At 72.0% G+C, this 18479-nt stretch carries 16 protein-coding genes; 5 read left to right on the top strand and 11 right to left on the bottom strand.

The window, feature by feature from the left end:
• Nucleotides 1-26: 26 nt before the first annotated feature.
• Nucleotides 27-1121 (bottom strand): C40 family peptidase, encoded by a 1095-nt coding sequence (locus BLW57_RS18595; RefSeq protein WP_093475923.1) that lies wholly within the window; start codon nt 1119-1121, stop codon nt 27-29.
• 226 nt (nt 1122-1347) lie between these two features.
• Entirely contained in the window at nt 1348-2133 is a 786-nt protein-coding gene (locus BLW57_RS18590; RefSeq protein ID WP_176985638.1) for a class I SAM-dependent methyltransferase, read from the bottom strand.
• Nucleotides 2134-2408: 275 nt separating this feature from the next.
• Between BLW57_RS18590 and mshA the strand changes: the two genes are divergently transcribed.
• The 3 genes from mshA (at nt 2409) to BLW57_RS18575 (ending at nt 6018) form a co-directional block, all read left to right on the top strand.
• Nucleotides 2409-3746 carry a D-inositol-3-phosphate glycosyltransferase gene (gene mshA, locus BLW57_RS18585; RefSeq protein ID WP_093475920.1) on the top strand — a complete coding sequence of 446 codons (1338 nt, stop codon included), beginning with the start codon at nt 2409-2411 and terminating at the stop codon, nt 3744-3746.
• Nucleotides 3739-4239 (top strand): type III secretion system chaperone family protein, encoded by a 501-nt coding sequence (locus BLW57_RS18580; RefSeq protein WP_093475918.1) that lies wholly within the window; start codon nt 3739-3741, stop codon nt 4237-4239. Before mshA ends, BLW57_RS18580 begins: the two co-directional genes overlap by 8 nt.
• Nucleotides 4240-4371: 132 nt before the next feature.
• Nucleotides 4372-6018, top strand: a complete 1647-nt coding sequence (locus BLW57_RS18575; RefSeq protein WP_176985637.1) for a glycosyl hydrolase family 28-related protein — start codon at nt 4372-4374, stop codon at nt 6016-6018.
• On the opposite strand, the gene BLW57_RS18570 is transcribed toward BLW57_RS18575, so the two are convergent.
• Complete coding sequence (locus BLW57_RS18570) at nt 6000-6794, bottom strand: AraC family transcriptional regulator (protein WP_093475917.1); 795 nt, start codon at nt 6792-6794, stop codon at nt 6000-6002. The two genes, BLW57_RS18575 and BLW57_RS18570, sit on opposite strands and share 19 nt — an antisense overlap.
• A 49-nt stretch (nt 6795-6843) precedes the next feature.
• Between BLW57_RS18570 and BLW57_RS18565 the strand changes: the two genes are divergently transcribed.
• On the top strand, nt 6844-7269 hold the full coding sequence (locus BLW57_RS18565; protein ID WP_093475915.1) for a DUF2000 domain-containing protein: 426 nt from the start codon (nt 6844-6846) through the stop codon (nt 7267-7269).
• Nucleotides 7270-7296: 27 nt separating this feature from the next.
• Here BLW57_RS18565 and BLW57_RS18560 read toward each other — a convergent pair whose 3' ends face one another.
• The 4 genes from BLW57_RS18560 to BLW57_RS18545 form a co-directional block, all read right to left on the bottom strand.
• Complete coding sequence (locus tag BLW57_RS18560) at nt 7297-7770, bottom strand: carboxymuconolactone decarboxylase family protein (protein ID WP_093475914.1); 474 nt, start codon at nt 7768-7770, stop codon at nt 7297-7299.
• An 85-nt stretch (nt 7771-7855) separates the two neighbouring features.
• Nucleotides 7856-9112 (bottom strand): MDR family MFS transporter, encoded by a 1257-nt coding sequence (locus BLW57_RS18555; RefSeq protein WP_176985635.1) that lies wholly within the window; start codon nt 9110-9112, stop codon nt 7856-7858.
• Nucleotides 9113-9202: 90 nt separating this feature from the next.
• Nucleotides 9203-11059 (bottom strand): stealth family protein, encoded by a 1857-nt coding sequence (locus BLW57_RS18550; protein ID WP_093475912.1) that lies wholly within the window; start codon nt 11057-11059, stop codon nt 9203-9205.
• Nucleotides 11060-11072: 13 nt separating this feature from the next.
• Nucleotides 11073-12770 carry a stealth family protein gene (locus tag BLW57_RS18545; RefSeq protein WP_256339520.1) on the bottom strand — a complete coding sequence of 566 codons (1698 nt, stop codon included), beginning with the start codon at nt 12768-12770 and terminating at the stop codon, nt 11073-11075.
• 216 nt (nt 12771-12986) lie between these two features.
• Here BLW57_RS18545 and BLW57_RS18540 point away from each other — a divergent pair, with 216 nt between their 5' ends.
• Entirely contained in the window at nt 12987-13748 is a 762-nt protein-coding gene (locus tag BLW57_RS18540; RefSeq protein WP_093475909.1) for a phosphoglyceromutase, read from the top strand.
• 78 nt (nt 13749-13826) lie between these two features.
• Here the strand turns inward: BLW57_RS18540 and BLW57_RS18535 are convergent, their stop codons facing one another.
• From BLW57_RS18535 to BLW57_RS18520, 4 genes are all read right to left on the bottom strand, one after another.
• Entirely contained in the window at nt 13827-15062 is a 1236-nt protein-coding gene (locus BLW57_RS18535; RefSeq protein WP_093475908.1) for a tyrosine-type recombinase/integrase, read from the bottom strand.
• Nucleotides 15063-15808: 746 nt separating this feature from the next.
• Complete coding sequence (locus tag BLW57_RS18530; RefSeq protein ID WP_093475907.1) at nt 15809-16048, bottom strand: helix-turn-helix domain-containing protein; 240 nt, start codon at nt 16046-16048, stop codon at nt 15809-15811.
• Nucleotides 16049-16299: 251 nt separating this feature from the next.
• Entirely contained in the window at nt 16300-17967 is a 1668-nt protein-coding gene (locus tag BLW57_RS18525; protein WP_093475905.1) for an ATP-binding protein, read from the bottom strand.
• A complete protein-coding gene (locus BLW57_RS18520; RefSeq protein WP_256339519.1) occupies nt 17964-18446 on the bottom strand; it encodes an HNH endonuclease in 483 nt (160 codons plus the stop codon). The genes BLW57_RS18525 and BLW57_RS18520 overlap by 4 nt, the downstream gene beginning before the upstream one ends.
• Nucleotides 18447-18479 lie beyond the last annotated feature (33 nt).

Raw genomic sequence — 18479 nt, 5'->3', positions numbered from 1 at the left:
CGGGCCCGCCCGGCCCGTGGTGCGCCTCACGCGTCGGGGCGCACGACGCCCAGGATGGGCATGGAGCCGGCGCCCGCGACCGTCACCGTGCGCCCCGGGCGCGGGGCGTGGATGATCGCGCCGTCGCCGATGTACATCGCGACGTGGCTGGCGTCGTCGAAGTAGATGACGAGGTCGCCGGGGCGCATGTCCTTGACGTCGACGTGCTCGAGCTGCTTCCACTGCTCCTGCGAGGTGCGCGGGACGGGGTGGCCGGCCGCCGCCCAGGCCTGGGAGGTCAGGCCCGAGCAGTCGAAGGAGTCCGGCCCCTCGGCGCCCCACACGTACGGCTTGCCGAGCTGGGCGGTGGCGAACGCGACGGCCTTCTTGCCCTGCGCGGAGGCCTTGCCGTCGACCTCCTTGAGGACGCCGGTGTCCAGCCAGGCGGTCTGGGCCTTGAGGGCGGCCGCCTCCTCCAGCTTGGCGAGCCGCTCCTTCTCCTTCTTCTCCAGCCGCGACTCGAGCTTCTCGGCGGCGTCGATCTGCCGCTCGATCCTCTTCTTCGCGGCGGCCTTGGCCTTGCGGCCCGCCTCCAGCTTCTTCCACTGCGCGGAGGCGTCGTCGGCGTACTCCTGCAACTCCTTCTGGGTGCGGGTGACTTCGCCGAGGAGCTTCTTCGTCGCCGACTGTCCCTGCAGGACCAGTCCGGCGCCGTCCAGGAACTGGCCCGGGTCGTCGCTGAGCAGGAACTGGGCGGTGGGGGGCAGGCCGCCGGTGCGGTACTGGGAGCGGGCGGCCGCGCCCGCCTGGTTCTTGAGTCTCTTCAGCCGCCGCTGTCCCTCGACGATCTTCTTGGCCAGCGCGACGATCTCGGCGGACTGCTTCTCCGCCTTCTCCTGGGCCGCGTTGTAGGCGTCGGTGGCGACGGCCGCGTCGTGGTAGAGCCCGTCGAGCTTCTGGCGGACCCGTTCGAGGTCCTTGTCGGGCGGGGGAGTCGGGGCGGTGGGGGAACCGCTCGCCGTGGGGGTGGGCGCGGGTGTCGGTGTGGGAGCCGCGAAGGCCGTTCCGGGTGCCGCGAGGACGGTCACCGCGCAGACCACGGTCAGGGCGGCCGTGAGCAGACCGCGCTTGCCCGGACCCATACCTGTTTCCCCCAAACTGATTTACCGTCAGTAACTTACGGTCGCCTGAGGGATCGTGCCACGGCCGCGCGCAAAGCGACAGAGGTCGTCGGAAGTCGGATTTCCCCCGTCGACCGCCGCGTACGACGATCTCCCCGCCGGTGCGACGTACGACGCGTGCGGTGGGTTCCCAGGACGGCCGGGGCTCAGTCTGTCCGGTGTGCAGGCGTCCGTCGGCTGGGTGTTGTCAGCCCCGTGGGGCCAACGCCTCCCAGGCCACCGTCACTTCGCCCTGGCGCCAGCGGGCGGGTCGGTCCGTCACCGGCCAGTCGGCCGTCAGGTCCCCCACCGCGCGCAGCCAGCGCTGGCGGGCGCCGTAGGAGGCGTAGGGTGCGGCGGCGGCCCAGGCGCGGTCGAAGTCGCGGAGGAAGGCGTGCACGGGCTCACCGGGGACGTTGCGGTGGATCAGCGCCTTGGGCAGGCGCTCGGCGAGGTCGGAGGGGCGGTCCAGGGAGCCCAGCCGGGTGGCGAAGGTGACCGTGCGGGGGCCCTCCGGGCCGAGCGCCACCCAGACGTGCCGCCGGCCGATCTCGTCGCACGTCCCCTCGACCAGCAGTCCGCCGCGCGAGCCGGCGCCCGCCGGGGCGAGCCGGGCGCACAGCCGCTCCCACACGGCGGCGACCTGGGCCTCGTCGTACTGCCGCAGCACGTTGGCGGCGCGGATGAGCGCCGGCCGCCCGTCCACCGGCACCTCGAAGCCGCCGTGCCGGAAGGCCAGGCCCTCCCGCTCGTACGGCCGGGCCGCCGCCACCCGGTCCGGTTCGATCTCGACGCCGACCACACGGGTGCGGGGCGCCGCCGCGCGGAGCCGGGCCAGCAGTTCCACGGCGGTCCAGGGCGCGGCTCCGTAGCCGAGGTCGACGGCGACCGGAGCGCTCGCGCGGCGCAGTTCGGCGCCGTGCACGGCCGCGATCCAGCGGTCCATGCGGCGCAGCCGGTTGGGGTTGGTCGTCCCGCGTGTCACCGTTCCCACGACGGGAGCGCCCCCGCTCGGACGGAGCCGAGAGCGGAGGTGGGCGGCGGGGTGGGCTGGCATACCCAAAGGGTAAGTGGGCGCGGCGGGGCGGCGGCGCCGTGCCGCCGCCCGTAGGAGACGCCACCGGCGTTCGAACGGTTGAGCGATTCGGGGTAATGATTGGGTAAAGCCAGGTGATCGGGAAATGGCGGGGCACCCGTCGGCTGTTGGACCCAGTCGAGGGGCGGGGTCCGCCCGGTGACCGGCATGCCCACAGCGAGGAGGAACGCCACGTGAGCCAGTACGTCAGCAGGCTCGGGCGACGCTCCCCGGCCGCCGCCTCCCGGCTCCGGCTCTACCGCAGGCCACGCCGGGTCGCCATGCTCTCGGTGCACACCTCCCCGCTCCACCAGCCCGGCACCGGCGACGCCGGCGGCATGAACGTCTACATCGTGGAGCTGGCCCAGCGGCTGGCCGCGATCAACATCGAGGTCGAGATCTTCACCCGGGCCACGGCCGGCGGCCTCGACCCCACGGTCGAGCTGGCGCCCGGAGTCCTCGTCCGGCACGTGGACGCGGGCCCCTACGAGGGCCTGGCCAAGGAGGACCTCCCGGCCCAGCTGTGCGCCTTCACCCACGGGGTGATGCAGGCCTGGGCCGGCCACCGCCCCGGCCACTACGACCTCGTGCACTCCCACTACTGGCTCTCCGGCCACGTCGGCTGGCTCGCAGCACAGCGCTGGGGCGTCCCCCTGGTGCACGCCATGCACACCATGGCCAAGGTCAAGAACGCCAACCTGGCCGACGGCGACACCCCCGAGCCCGCCGCCCGGGTCATCGGCGAGACGCAGATCGTGGCCGCCTCCGACCGGCTCATCGCCAACACGACGGAGGAGGCCGGCGAACTGGTCCGGCACTACGCGGCCGACCCCGCCGCGGTCGCCGTCGTCCACCCCGGGGTGAACCTCGACCGCTTCCGCCCCGCCGACGGCCGCGCCGCGGCCCGCGCCCGCCTCGGCCTCCCGCAGGACGCGCTGATCCCGCTGTTCGCGGGCCGCATCCAGCCCCTGAAGGCGCCGGACGTCCTGCTGCGGGCGGTGGCCGTCCTGCTCGACGAGCGTCCGGAGCTGCGCTCCCGCATCGTCGTCCCGGTCGTCGGCGGCCCCAGCGGCAGCGGGCTCGCGAAGCCGGAGGGGCTCCAGAAGCTCGCCGCGCGGCTCGGCATCGCGGACGTCGTACGGTTCCATCCGCCGGTCGGCCAGGAGCAGCTCGCCGACTGGTTCCGGGCGGCGTCGCTGCTCGTCATGCCCTCCTACAGCGAGTCCTTCGGCCTGGTGGCCATAGAGGCGCAGGCGGCCGGCACCCCGGTCCTCGCGGCGGCGGTCGGCGGTCTGCCGGTGGCCGTGCGCGACGGCGGCACCGGCTTCCTCGTGAGCGGCCACGACCCGGCCGAATACGCCCGCGTGCTGCGCCGTTTCGCCGACCACCCCACGCTCTGCACCACCATGGGCGAGGCCGCCGCCCGGCACGCCCAGTCCTTCGGCTGGGACACGGCGGCCGCCGCCACCGCCGACGTCTACACGGCCGCGACCCAGTCCCACCGCCGTCGCGTACGCTCCCACCATGGGTGATGTCGAGAAGACCGGACAGGTCCTGGAGGCGTTCCTGAAGGACGCCGAACTGGAGTGGGAGAGCCCCGAGCCCGGCAACTACGTGGTCAAACTGCCCGGCACGCGCAAGCTCTCCACCACCGTCTCCTTCCTCGTCGGCAGGCACTCCCTCTCCCTCAACGCCTTCGTCGTCCGCCACCCCGACGAGAACGAGGCCGGCGTCCACCGCTGGCTCCTGGAGCGCAACCTCAAGCTGTACGGCGTGAGTTACGCCGTCGACCGGCTCGGCGACGTCTACGTCACCGCCCGCCTTCCGCTCGCCTCGGTCACCCCCGACGAGATCGACCGCCTCCTCGGCCAGATCCTGGAGGCGGCCGACGGCGCCTTCAACACCCTTCTGGAGATGGGCTTCGCCTCCTCCATCCGCAAGGAGTACGCCTGGCGCGTCTCCCGCGGCGAATCGACCCGGAACCTGGACGCGTTCAAGCATCTGATCGAGCGCTCGACCGACTGACGGTCCTTTCCTTTCCTTCGCGCGCCTTTTTCCGTACGCCCCCTTTCCCGCCCGGCGGGCCCGGTGGCATGCTCACCGCCGACGCACTCCTGAACATCGTTCACATGAATGAATATGAAGGGGCGGGTGGACATGAGCAACGCACACCTCACCAGGCGGACTCTCCTCGCGGGCGCGACCGCGGTGGCCCTCGGAGCCGCGACCGGCACCGCCCGGGCGGCCGAAGTGGCCTCGATCTGGGGGGAGTTCCGGCGCGCCCCGTTCACCCACCCGCAGATCCCGTACGTGGGCCGGGCCGGGTACCGCGGCGGGACCCGCCGCTTCCCCCGCCCCCGTGTCGTCGCGGACGTCACCGACTTCGGCGCCGTGGCCGACGGCAGTACCGACTGCGCCCCCGCGATCAACCGTGCCCTCGCCGCCGCCGGAAGGGCCGGCGGTGGCACGGTCACCGTCCCGCCCGGCACCTTCCGCATCGACGACGTCATCCGCGTCGGCGCCTCGAACGTCGTCCTGCGCGGCGCCGGCAGCGGCCGTACGACCCTGTACGCCACGAAGAACCTCACCGAGCTGATCGGCGTCTACGGCTCCCGCTACGGCGGCGACAAGTCCTCCTGGTCCTGGGCGGGGGGTCTCATCTGGCTCGCCCCGAGCGCCCGTTGGGACTCCCTGGTCGCCGCCATCAGGTCCCGCGCCTGGCCCTTCGAGGGCTGGACCGGCAACCGGCGGGACGAGTGGACCACCCTCACCGCCGTCGAACCGGCCCGGCGGGGCGGGTGGACGATCACGGTCGCCGACCCGGCCCCGCTGCGCCCCGGCCGGCTCGTCCTGCTCCGCCTGGCCGACGACCCTGCCCACACCCTGCTCCAGCACATGGCGGGCGGGGGCCCCGGCCCGGCCGCCTACTCCTGGGACGACAAGACGAAACTGACCTCCTACGTCCCCTACGAGTGGCCCGTCCGCGTCACCCGCGTCCACGGCCGCCGCGTCACCCTCGAACGCCCGCTCCCGCTCGACCTGCGCCCGGAGTGGGACCCCCGGCTGACCACCCACCTGACCGAGCTGACCGGCTCCGGCGTCGAGGGCCTGACCCTCCGGGCGGTCGAGACCCCGCAGTCCCCGCACCTCCTCGACAAGGGCCACAACGGTGTCGTCCTGCAGTGCGCCTACGACTGCTGGGTGGACGACGTCACCGTGCGGGACGTCGACAACGGGTTCGGCCTGGTCGCCGCCTCCGCCTGTACCCTGCGCCGCACCCGGGTCGCCGGACGCGGCTCGCACCACCCCTACTTCTGCCGCGAGGGCTCCCACGACAACCTGGTCGAGGACTTCACCGTCGAGGAGCGCACCGTCCCCGCGCCCGCCGGCACCCAGCTGCACGGCATCAACGTGGAGGGCCTGTCCTCCCACAACGTCTGGTCGCGCGGCGACATGCGGATGGGCACCTTCGACAGCCACCGCGGACTGCCCTTCGCGAACGTCCGCACCGACATCACCGTGGACAACGACGGCCGCCACGGCGGGGACGCCAGTGCCGGACCGCTCTTCGGCGCCCGCTTCGCGCACTGGAACATCCGGGTCACCAACGGCCGCGCGGGCCTGATGAGGATCGACGGCCTGGCACCGTACTCGGCGACGGTGGGCATCAACGAGGTCACCGAGTTCGACCAGACCGACGTCCCCGACTTCACCGGCGATCTGCACTCCCGCCTGGAGCTGTACGGCACCACGGACGCCGTGCGCCCGCGCAACCTGTACGAGGCTCAGCGCACGCTGCGGTAGCGCCCCGGCGTCACCCCGACCAGCTTCTTGAAGTGCCGGGTGAGGTGGGCCTGGTCGTAGAAGCCGGCCGCCGGCGCCGCCTCGCCCGGCGGCAGCCCGTCCAGCAGCAGCCGCCGGGCCCGGCCGACCCGGCGGGCCATCAGGTACCGGTGCGGGGCGATCCCGTACGCGGTGCTGAACGCCCGTACCAGATGGGCGGGATGGGCGTGCAGCAGCCGCGCCGCCTCCGCCAGCGGGACGCCCTCGACGACGCGTGCGTCGAGCAGCTCCCGCAGCCCACGGGCCAGGGCCGGGTCCGGGTGCGCAGGCGGCCGCTCCGCCCGGCGCCGCAGATGGTCCCGCAGCCGCTCCCCGACGAGGGTCAGCCGGCTCTCCGCCTCCAGCTCGTCGCCGGGGCGGGCGAGTGCGGCGTGCAACTGGCCCACCCGCTGCCGCAGTACCGGATCCCGCAGGTCGGGCCCGTCCACCGCCGCACCGATCAGTTCCTCGCCCAGCCGGCTGCTGTCCAGGTACACCACGCGCTTGCGGAAGCCGTCCGGGGTGGCGGGGGCGCCGTTGTGCGGCACGTGCGGCGGCAGCAGCGTCACGGTGTCGAGCGGGGTGCCGTGCTCGTGCCGGTCGAGGTCGTAGCGGACGGCGCCGTCGTCGACGATGAGCAGCGTCCAGGCGTCGTGGACGTGCATCGGATAGGCGTACTCGGTGAAGTGGGCGTGGAAGACCTCCGTGACACCCGGTACACGGGGGCGCCACGCGGTGACTTCCTGCCGGGCGGCCATGCAAAGAACGTACAAGACCGGGGGGTACGGCGGTCGGCAGTCTCATTCCATGAGCACTGAACCCATCCGTTTCGACACGAAGATCGCCGTGCTGCTGCGCGAGGACCTGGAGCCCTGGCAGCGCCTGAACGTGACCGCCTTCCTGGTCAGCGGCCTGGCCGCGACGATCCCCGAGGTGGTCGGGGAGCCGTACGAGGACGCGGACGGGGTGGCCTACCTGCCGATGTTCCGGCAGCCGGTGCTGGTCTTCGAGGGCACCAAGGAGACCCTGAAGGCGGCGCACGAGCGGGCACTGAGCCGCGCCCTGCCCCGCGCCGTCTTCACCGCCGACCTGTTCGCCACGGGCAACGACCGCGACAACCGCGCGGCGGTCCGCGCCGTCACCACGGCCGATCTGGACCTGGTGGGGCTCGCCGTGTACGGCCCGCGCAACGGGGTGGACAAGGTGCTGAAGGGGGCGCGGATGCATCCCTGACGCCCCCCTCGGCCCACCCGGTGCCGCTCAGCCGAACATGCCCGGCACGTAGTCGCCGGCGGGCTGCCGGACGATGACGTTCGCGCGGTTGTAGGCGTTGATCACGGCGATGAGGGCCACCAGGGCGGCCAGCTGCTCCTCGTCGTAGTGCAGGGCGGCGTTCGCCCAGGCCTCGTCCGTGACCCCGCCCGCCGCGTCGGCGATCCGGGTGCCCTGCTCGGTCAGCTCCAGTGCGGCCCGCTCGGCCTCGGTGAACACCGTGGCCTCCCGCCAGGCGGCGACCAGGTGCAGGCGCGTGGCCGTCTCCCCGGCGGCGGTGGCGTCCTTGGTGTGCATGTCGGTGCAGAACGCGCACCCGTTGATCTGGCTGGCGCGGATCTTCACCAGCTCCTGCACGGCCGTCGGCAGGGACGAGTCGGCGACCGCCCGGCCCGCCGCGTTGAAGTGCTTGAAGACCTTGCCGGCCAGCGGGTCGGTGAGAAGGTTCAGTCGAGCGTCCATGGTCTGCTCCCGTGTGGTTGCCGCTGCTTGCACCTCTCTGACGCGGCGGCCCACCGGGATGTGACAGGCCCGGCCGTGAGGCACGTCACACGGCGGGGGCCTCGGCCACCGCGTCCGCCGGGACCGCGGCCGGCACCGGCCGCTCCGGGGGCAGGCGGCGCATGAGCATCCCGTACCCGACGCCGGCCGCCGTGCCCACCGCCGCGCACATCGCCCACAGCCACTCCGCGCCGAACCGGTCGATGACCGCGCCGGACATCAGCGGCGCGATCAGCGCGGCCACGGACCAGGACAGGGTGTACATGCCCTGGTAGCGGCCGCGGCCGTGCACCGGGGACAGGCGGACGACCAGTCCGGTCTGGGTCGGGGCGTTGACGATCTCGGCGAGGGTCCACACGCACACCGTGAGCATGAAGACGCCGACCGACCCGGCGAAGGCGGTCAGCCCGAAGCCGTAGCCGGCCAGGACCGAGGAGACGATCAGCAGGGTGCGCGGGTCGCGGTGCTCGATGAGCCGGGTGACCGGGATCTGCAGGGCGACGATCAGGACGCCGTTGACGGCGATGGCGAGGCCGTAGTCGGCGGCCGAGAAACCGGCCCGGCCCATGGCCACCGGCAGGCCCACCGAGCCCTGCTGGAAGACCAGGGCGACGAGGAAGGAGAGGCCGACGACGGCCATGTACCGCCCGTCCCGCAGCACCGTGCCGAGCCGGACGTCGTCCTGCGCCTCCTTGGCGCCCCCGGCGGTCGGCCGGGACTCGGGCACCTTGAGGAAGACGACGAGCGCGCAGGCCAGGGTCATGCCCGCCTCGATCAGGAACCCGGCGAGGTAGCTGAACTCGGCGATGAACCCGGCGGCCGCGGAGGAGACGGCGAACCCGAGGTTGATGGCCCAGTAGTTCAGGGAGAAGGCGCGGACGCGGTCCTCCGGGCGGACGATGTCGGCCATCATCGCCTGCACCGCCGGCCGGGAGGCGTTGGAGGCCATGCCGACGAGGAAGGCGACCCCGGCGATGGCGGCCGGGTCGGTCATGAACCCGAGCAGCGCGACCGAGGCGGCCGTGGCGGTCTGCGCGACGAGGAGGGTCGGCCGGCGGCCCAGCCGGTCCGCCATGACCCCGCCGCCGAGCGCCGAGACGACACCGCCGAGACCGTGCAGCGAGGCGACGAGACCGGCGTACGACGCCGAGTACCCGCGGTCGAGGGTGAGGTAGAGGGCCATGAAGGTGGCCACGAACGCGCCGAGCCGGTTGACGAGGGTGCTGGTCCACAGCCACCAGAACTCGCGGGGCAGCCCGGAGACGGTCTCCCGGGCGGCGCGTCTCAGGGTGGCTGGCGACATCGTTTCCCCCCAGGGGTGGTAAGTGGCTCCGGCGGCAGGCACAAGTTACCGATGGAGGTCACCGGAGCACCACTCGATTAGCGGGAAGCGTCAATCGACGCGCCGGGCGTCCTCCAGCGCCGCCTGCCGCCGCGGCCGGACGGCGCGCCGCGGCAGCCCCTGTCCGGCCGGGGCGTGCCGGCCCGTGTGCGCGGCGATCAGGTGCGACGCGGCACCGGGCACCCGCTCGAAGCGGCTGGGGAAGGGGAACTTGCGCTCCAGGAAGGCGCGGAGGGCGGCCTGCGCCGCGGCCCGGTCCGCCGGGGCGGTGTCCACGTCGTTGAGGCAGAAGAAGTCGACGTCCTCACCGGCCGCGAGGCGCGCCAGCCGCCGCCGCATGTCCGGGGTGCCCAGCTGCACGTAGCGGAAGAGGTAGTCCGCCGGGACGGCCCGGCCCGTCGCGATGGCCCAGTGGTGGTGGAGCGTGGAGGCGGGGGCGACGTCCGAGGTCGAGCGGAAGCGCGAGTACGACGTCCGCTCCAGTTCGTCGATCTCCAGTCGCTCCATCTCCCTCATCACCGACAGCAGTTGGGGATGCGGGGTGTGCAGCGACTTGTGGGTGATCTGCCGGCCGTGGAAGCGCCGGATCACCTCGCGGGTGTTCTTGCCCGCGGAGTTCGGTGCCGGCTCCAGCGGGTGCGGGTCCCCGACCCCGAGCTTCAGCGGGGACAGCGGGATCCGGGCGATGCCGTTGCCGTGGAAGAAGTGCTCGGCCCGCACCGGGCGGTTGATGAACACGTCGTCGTTGAAGTAGAGGTAGTGCTCCGACAGACCCGGGATGTGGTGCAGCCGGCTCTCTATCGCGTGCGAGTTGAACACGGGCAGCGCGTCGGCCGGGAGGATGTCCCGGTGGTCCACCACGGTCAGGCCCTCCGCCTCCGGGTCCAGCCAGGAGGGGACCTGCGAGTCGGTCACCAGGTAGACGTGCCGCACGAACCCGGCGTACATCTCCAGCGACCGCAGCGCGTACCGGAGTTCGTCATGGCTGGTGTAGCGGGAGGCGCCGGTCTCGCGCGGGGCGATGGCGCCCGCCGAACGCTCCTGGTGGGCGCGGCGCTTCTCGGCCAGCGCCGGGTCGTCCCCGTCGACCCAGGTGTACACGGCGTCGACGGGGAACAGCACCTCGTCGATGCCGGCCGCGGCGAACGGGGCGAACGTCGGCACCTTCCTGCCGCTGCCCGCCACAGTCGCCGGCTGCCGTGCCGACACCGGGAGCACCTCCGCCACCGGGTTGCCGCGCGGGGCGACGAGCGCGCCGGCGAAGACGTCCGGCAGCCGGTTGCCGGGCACGGTCAGCCAGGAGGGGTCCGGGCCCGCGGTGCCGAGGTCCCGGCCGCGGTGCCAGAACTCGATGTCGCAGCCCGCCTCCAGACCGCCGAGCACCTGCCCCGACGGGCCGAGGCGCACCACGCCGGTGCGCAGCACGTCGGCCCGCCGCAGCGCCCGCGGCAGCCTGCCGTCGGCCCACAGCGCCGCGTGGGTCACCGAGCCGTCCGCGCCCACCGCGCCGACGTACCGGGCGGTGCGGGCGAACCGCTGCGCGGCCCGGGCGAGCACCACCTCGCGGTACGTCGCCTCGACACCGATCACCTGCCGCGGCGCGGCGGACCCCTGCTGGGCGGGGACCAGGAAGTACGGCACGCCCGCCGTCTGCAGCAGGGTGCACATCAGCTCCAGGTCCGCCGCGCCGGCGCCCGCCGCGGTGTACCAGGCGACCGTACGGCCGTACAGCCGCAGCGGCCCGGCGGAGATCCGGCGCACCCCGGGGACGGCGGCTCTGAGGCGCCGCCGGGCGGGGGCGGCCCGCAGGGCCCACAGCCGGGCCGACAGCCAGAGCCGCAGGCGCACCATCAGGTCCCGGACGGCCCGCATGCCCGGGGCCGGCGCGAAGCGGTGACGGAGGTCCATGGCCGCGGCCCCGTCAGCTCTGCTTCTCGGCGGGGTTCGCGGACGGCGCGGGCTTCTCGTAGGGGCTCGGGAACGGGAAGTAGTCCTCCAGGAAGTCGTGCATCCGGAAGCTGACCTGCTCCCGCTCCTCCGGCGGCACGTCGACGTCGTTGAGGCAGAAGAAGTCGAAACGGCGGTTGCGGCGCAGGTCGGTCAGACGCCGCTCGGCGTCCGGGCGGCTGATGTTGACGTAGCGGAAGCTGAACCTGCCCGCCACACCGCTGCCGGTCATCAGCGCGTACTGGTACAGCAGCGGGGCCGTCATGGCGATGTCCGACGGCGAGCGGAACCGGGACGCCGTGGTCCGGCCGATCTCCTCGGCGAACAGCTCCTCCAGCGTCCGCAGCGTCTCGCGCTGCTGCGGCAGCGGGGTGTGCATGAAGTTGTTCGTCGTGATCCGCCCGAACTTCTCCAGCAGCAGCCGCCGTACGTTCTTGCTGGCGGAGTTGGTGGCCGTCTCCTCGGCGTGCGGCTTGCCGACGCCGATCTTCAGCGGGGACACCGGGATCTTCATCAGGCCGCTGCCGTGGAAGAAGTGCTCCGGGGTGATGCGGCGGCCGACGAACACGTCGTCGTTGAAGTACAGGTAGTGGTCCGACAGGCCCGGGATGTGGTGCAGCCGGGTCTCGATCGCGTGCGAGTTGAACACCGGCAGCACGTCCGCCGGGAAGATGTCGCGGTGGTCGACGACCGTGATCCCGGGGGCGGTGTCGTCGAGCCAGTGCGGCTTCTGGCCGTCGGTCACGATGTAGATGTGCCGGACGAAGTCGGCGTACATGGCCAGCGAGCGCAGGGAGTACTTCAGCTCGTCGTGGCTGGTGTAGCGGGAGGCGTTGGTCTCCTTGTCCAGGATCTCCGCCGTGCCGCGCTCCTGGTACCTGGCCCGCTTGGCGCGCATCGCGGGCTCCTCGCCGTCCACCCAGGTGTAGACGACGTCCACGGGGAACGTCACCTGGTTCACCGTCGGCAGGGTGAGCGGGGCGAAGGCCGGCAGCTCCCGCTCGCCCACCCGCACGGTCACCGGCTTCTGCTCGGCCGCGGGCAGCACGTCCGTGACGCCGTTGTTGCGCGGGGCGATCAGGGACTCGGCGAAGACGTCGGCGGACGCCTGCGGCTGTACCTTGGCCAGGCGCCGCGGGCCGTCGGCGGACTCCAGCAGCTGCCCGCCGTCCTCCCAGAACTCCACGTCGCAGGCGAGCTCCGGCCCGGCGAGCAGCTGGCCCGCCGGCCCGAGGTGGTTCTCGCCGATCCGCAGTACGGGGGCGGTGCGCAGCGGGGCCGGCAGCACGCCGTCCAGGAACATCGCCGGGTGCTTGAGCTGTCCACCGGGCAGCGGCCTGCCGATGAACACCGCCTTCCCCGCGTTCTGCGCCTCCAGGGCGTCGAGGAAGCGCTCCCGGTCGACGACGTTCACGCCGAGGACGTGGCGGGTGCGGGAGGCGACGAGGAAGTACGGCACGCCCTCCTGCTCCAGCGCGGCCACGACCAGGTCGAGGTTGGCGGCGGCCGCCTCCGCGGCGCTGAACCGGTCCACCACCCGCCCGTACAGCTCCTGGCCGCGTACCCGCACCGGGCGCAGCACCGGATCCGTGACCGCGGCCCGGCGACGGCGGCGCATGGTGCGCAGCTGCCAGACCCGCTCGGCGGCCTTCCGCTCTACCCTCGGCCGCATGCGGCGGGCAAAAGAACGCACGGTCACGCTCTGTGCTCCTCTTCCTGAACCCCTCAACCAACCTGGCGATATGCAGACAGATGGTTGTAGCGAAAGGTTGTACGAGAGTTAACCCGGCCTTGGGAAAGTGAGGGGCGCCACAGTCTCCGCCGTGCCCGCTGTCCACGGAGTGACGGCGAACCACGGCCCCGAAACACCTTGGGTAGGCTCGACGGCATGGCCGACGCACCGTACAAGCTGATCCTCCTCCGCCACGGCGAGAGCGAGTGGAACGCGAAGAACCTGTTCACCGGCTGGGTGGACGTCAACCTGAACGAGAAGGGCGAGAAGGAGGCGGTCCGCGGCGGTGAGCTGCTCAAGGACGCCGGCCTGCTCCCCGACGTGGTCCACACGTCCCTCCAGAAGCGCGCGATCCGCACCGCCCAGCTCGCGCTGGAGGCCGCCGACCGCCACTGGATCCCGGTCCACCGCAGCTGGCGCCTGAACGAGCGCCACTACGGCGCCCTCCAGGGCAAGGACAAGGCGGCGACGCTGGCCGAGTTCGGCGAGGAGCAGTTCATGCTCTGGCGCCGCTCGTACGACACCCCGCCCCCGCCGCTGCCGGACGACTCCGAGTTCTCCCAGTTCGACGACGCGCGCTACGCCACGCTCCCGCCGGAGCTGCGCCCGCGCACGGAGTGCCTCAAGGACGTCGTCATCCGGATGCTCCCGTACTGGTACGACTCGATCGTCCCCGACCTGCTGACCGGCCGCACGGTCCTGGTCGCGGCCCACGGCAACAGCCTGCGCGCACTGGTCAAGCATCTCGACGGCATCTCCGACGCCGACATCGCGGGCCTGAACATCCCGACGGGCATCCCGCTCGCCTACGACCTCGACGCCGACTTCCGCCCGGTCACCCCGGGCGGCAAGTACCTCGACCCCGAGGCGGCCGCGGCAGCGATCGAGGCGGTCAAGAACCAGGGCAAGAAGAAGTAGCTTTCGTGATCATGCCCCTGACCTGCGCGGGAAGCGCAGATCAGGGGCGTTTTTACGCTTCGGAACCTCTCTGGAACCTCACCCCTTGGGATCTTGGGGCCGGAGCGCCCTGCCGAGAGCCTTCCGGGCCCGGTCCTGACTGCTCGGCATGAGGTGCGCGTACACCTTGAGGGTCAGGCCCGGGTCCGAGTGCCCGAGGTACTCCGCAAGGGCCTTGATGCTCTCCCCGGCATCCAGGAGCACGGACGCGTAGAAGTGCCTCAGGGCGTGCATGCCGTGCTCGCGGGCGGCGGCGTGCTCACGGCTCTTGGCCTTCGGGATGACGCCCACCTTGGCGAGCGCGGGCTTCCAGTGGTCTTCGTTCAGCGACGTACGCCAGACGTGCCCGCCGTTGGGCCCTGTGAAGATGAGCCGCCGGGCAACCGGCTGGCCGTTCGCTCGCATCCACGGAAGGTTGATCTCCACGGGCGGGAACCGCTTGATGTGCTCTTTGAGCGCGTCGGCCACCGGGTCGGGCAGCGGTACATCACGGAGCTTGCCGCCCTTCGGGGGAGCGAACACGGCCTTGCTCAGACTCAGCTTGAGTTGCTGCACCACGTGCAGGGTGCCGCTCTCGAAGTCGATGTCATCGACAGACAGCCCGAGGATCTCGCCTTGCCGCAGACCGCATCCGGCGCCCACGTCGACCATGGGCCGGAAGCGCTCGACCATAGCGCCGCGCATGGCGAAGACGCGCTCAGGTTCCCAGGGGACGACGCGACGCGCGCCCATGGCCGGCGGGGCCACCGTGCGCGAGTGGCAAGGGTTACGGCGTAGGCATCCGTCCTCCACAGCGGCGGAGAGCACGGCGCGGACGTTGGAGAAAATGACGCGAGCGTACGCGCCGGACATGCCGGACGCCTCGAGCTGCGTCACGAACTCGCGGATGTGACTCGGCTGGAACGACCCGAGCTGACGTGAGCCGATGCGCGGGAACGCGTGGAGCTTGAGCTGAGACTCCATCGATGCGCGAGTGTTGGGGTCGCCGCTCAGGTTGGTAAGCCACTCCTCCGCGAACGACTGGAACGTCTGGCGGGACGCGTTCGGGTCGATGAAGTCACCGCGGGCGACGTCGGCCATGATGCCGTTCAGCCACTGCTCGGCGAGCCGCTTCTGTCCGTCGGCAAAGGACTTGTTCTTGCGGTTGCCGTCGGGGCCGACGTAGCGGGCCTGGTAGCGCAGGCCCACGCCGTGGCGGTCGGTCTTGACGCGGTTGGTCTTGCCGTCGGCGTCGGTGATGGTCTTGAACCAGCGGTCGAAGATGTGGCCAGCCATGTGGGCTGAGTCCCTTCTCGGTAGCAGGGCGGGGCGGGGTCCCGGTGGGGCCCGTCCGGCCGTTTCGGCGGCTGCTGGGCCAGGCCCGCTACTTGCTGCGGGCCTGATCACTAGGGTTTGGGGTGCTAGTGGGGGTGCTACCGGTAGCGGGTATGGCTGCTACCGGTAGCACCCTTCGGGCGGGTCTTAGGGAGGCGGAAATAGGGGGCTAGGGTGGCTTCCTGAGGGGGTTTTCGGCGGTGCTGAAGGCGTGCCTCCCTGCCTCCCTGAGAGGCCATCTGCGCTGATCAGGTGGGGGAAAGTAGGTCAGGGAGGCGGTCAGGGAGTTCTCCCTGCCTCCCTCGGCCGGCAGGCTGTGCCTCCCTGCCGTGCGCGGCGTCTGCCGGGGCGCGGCGGGGAGGTAGAGACAGGGGCTCGGGAGAGCTTCCAAAGGGGGTTTTCGGGAGGGTTCCGGCGGTGCCTCCCCGCCTCCCCGAAGTGCTGTTTTCGCTGATCAGCGTGGGGGATGCGGGGCGGGGAGGCGGTTGGGGAGTTCTCCCCGGCTCCCCCGCCCGGCGAGTGCTGCCTCCCCGCCCCGGCGGGCTGGTCTCTAGCGAGCGGGGCGAGCCGCCTGGCAGGTGCGTCCGGCCCGGAAGGCGGCGCCCCGGAGCCGAGCCGCTAGACGCTAGGTCGCAGGCCAGAGGCGGGATCAGCCGCTAGCGGGGCCGCTAGACCTAGCACCCGTGCCCGCTAGGTCTAGCAACCCTTCACGCCGCATCTTCGAGGGCGCTCTGTTCGGTCACCCAGGTGCGGACGGCGGCCGGGTCGTAGCGCAGGTGTTTGCCGACGCGGAAGCCGGGCGGGCCGATGCGCTTGCGGCGCCACTGGTAGACGGTCTCGACACTCGGGAGGCTGAACATGGTGACCAGGTCTTCGGGGGTGAGGTAGCGGTCCGGGAGGCCGCCGCGCAGGACGGCGCGCGGGTCGGTCGGCTCTTCGGTGGCCATGGTGGTGGTGACTCCTCGTGTCCGTTCGGGCGGTGCGTGGGAGTGGTGCCGGTTGCCGTCCTAGAGAGTTGGTGTATCTCAGCGTCCGCAGCGACCTAGCGTCCGACGGATCGCGTTGTCTCAGGTCAGCGAGCGTGAGGGGTGCGGACGCTGGTGCGGACGCTGCGGGCGATGGACGGCTGCAGCGTCCGCAGCTTCGACGTGTCCGGGCCGCTGGTGTGCGGCCCGGCCCGGCAGGTGTTCCGGTTACGTCAGGGCTGTTCAGGCGAGGTTCTACCGTGCCCGGGCGGGGCTACCTCCGGCCAGATGGAGGCCTGTTCGGGTGCGGACTCCGACGTGTCGTCGTCGGGTGCGCGGGTCAGGGTGAGGAGGCGGTGACGGTGGCGGTCGCGGCTACGCTGCGTGTCGTCCACCGTGATCCCGATGGATCGCAGTAGCGGGGCGAGCCGCTTGACGCGTCCGCTCGCGCGGGTGGCGTCCTTAGGCCAGTTCGGCGGCCGGATCAACGGGGTGGGCAGGGCTTCGAGCAACTGCCCGGCGGTGCCCTGCCAGGTGCCCGCCTGCTCGACCAGGTGGGCAATGGCCATGGCGAAGGGGTCGCCTTCCATCGCGTCGGTCGCGACGTTCGCCGACGTGGCCAGGTAGTCGGCAAGGGTGTCCCAGCCCTGCGTCATGTCGACGGCCGCGAGCACCCGGGCGAAGTCGGCCATGCGCGGCATGGACTCCAGCCGCACGCCGGGCAGCACCGCGAGCACACACGCCAGCACGTCGAACAGGGCCCCGAGCACGGCAGGCCGTACCGCCTCGAAGGTGGCGTCCAGCTCCTCTTCCGAACGACGGTGTTCGGAGTCGATGAGCTGCAAGTCGAGCATAAGTACGCGTTCGGCCAGGTCGCCCGCGAGAGCTCCCGCGTCGATCGTGGTCAGGGCCAGCACCCGCTTGAAGGTGAGGACCACCACGTCATCATCGGTGTACAGGGCGCGGTCGACCACGCCGTCACCGGTCACCGCCTTGCACAGGGTGTCGGACAGCCACGGCGGGATGGTGGAGATGTTGTCCAGGCACAGCGCCCAGGAGCTGAACGCCTGCCGGGACCACGCCTTCTCGTCGCGCGGCTGGCTGCGCTTGGCGGCCGGGGACGGGTCGATGAGGTTGATGAACATTTGCGCGGCCTTGGACTTGCCGGTGCCCTGCTCGCCCTTGCAGACCACGGCGGGGTGCGGGATGTCCGGGATCCACGCGGCCACGAGCCACGCGACGAGCTGGTGAAAGGACGGCTTGTCCATGTTCAGCAGCGCGTGAAGCTTGGCCAGCCCGTCGCCGTCCAGTACGGGAGCGGGCATCGGGGCCATGGCGCCGGAGCGACGGAAGAGCACCGGGGCGCGGTCAACGATGTTCCAACCGGTTGCGGTGACGACGACCGCGCGGCCGTCCGCGCTGCCGAGGTCGACCACGATGGCGCCGGCCGGGTCGCGCCCCACCCGCAGGTGCACGGGTTCGGGGTCGGTGTCCTCCGCGATGCCTTCCAGCACGGTCATGGCGTCCGCGAGGGCGGACTGTGAGGCCACCTCGCCGGGGTAGGCGTCCGCGAACTGCCGGGCCAGCCGCTGACGCAGCCCGCCCTTGTTCCGCAGCGGCAGCGCGATGTTCGGCCCGGCGAGCGCGACCGCGTACGGGCGGCCGTCGGGGGACATCACGAACCGGTACTGCTCGCGTGCCATCTCCACGATCCGGGCGGCGGCAGGGGGCTTCTTGCCCCCGTCGTCGCCGTGGCCGGGTCGCCGGTTGGTCGACCGGGTCGGGTCGACTGCCGCCCGACTCTTGGGGGTGTTCACGGAGTCGGTCGACTCGTTCACGGTGGTGTTCACGGTGTTCACGGGTCGGGCCGACCCGTTCATGCGGCCGTTCATCGTGTTCATGCGAACACCGCCTCTCCGGTCGGGCCCGCGCACTCCCGTACTGGGCGGGGCGCACGCAGACAATCGGGCCGCACGGTCGACCGCACGCAGGCACGGTGGGTCGATTTGTGCTGATTAGGGGTAGACCGTTCGCGGGTCGCATCGGGCGTGACGGGGGGTGTGACGCGGCTCGTCACGCTGGTCAGGGCCGACTGGTGAACAGCGGCGAGTCGGGCCAACAGCGGCCAGTCGACCGGCCGTACGGCCGGCGCGGTCGGATTGATCCACGCCAGCAGGACGAGGGCGAGGGAGAGCGGGAGTCGGTCGGCCTTGGCCTTGTTGCAGTCGGCGCAGGCCAGCATGAGCGAGGTGACCGACCATGAACGCCACAGCGATTGCGGCGCGATGTGGTCAAGGGTGGCCTCACTCAGGTCGATGAACGGGCGGAGGCAGTAGGCGCAGCGCTGCCCATGGCGGCGCGCGAGCTGTTCCTTGCGCACGCGCCGCCGCGTCGAGTTGAGCGGGTGGCCGTG

The organism is Streptomyces sp. 1222.5 (assembly GCF_900105245.1).
Lineage (GTDB): Bacteria > Actinomycetota > Actinomycetes > Streptomycetales > Streptomycetaceae > Streptomyces > Streptomyces albidocamelliae.
This window is presented reverse-complemented; position numbering and strand designations above follow the sequence as displayed.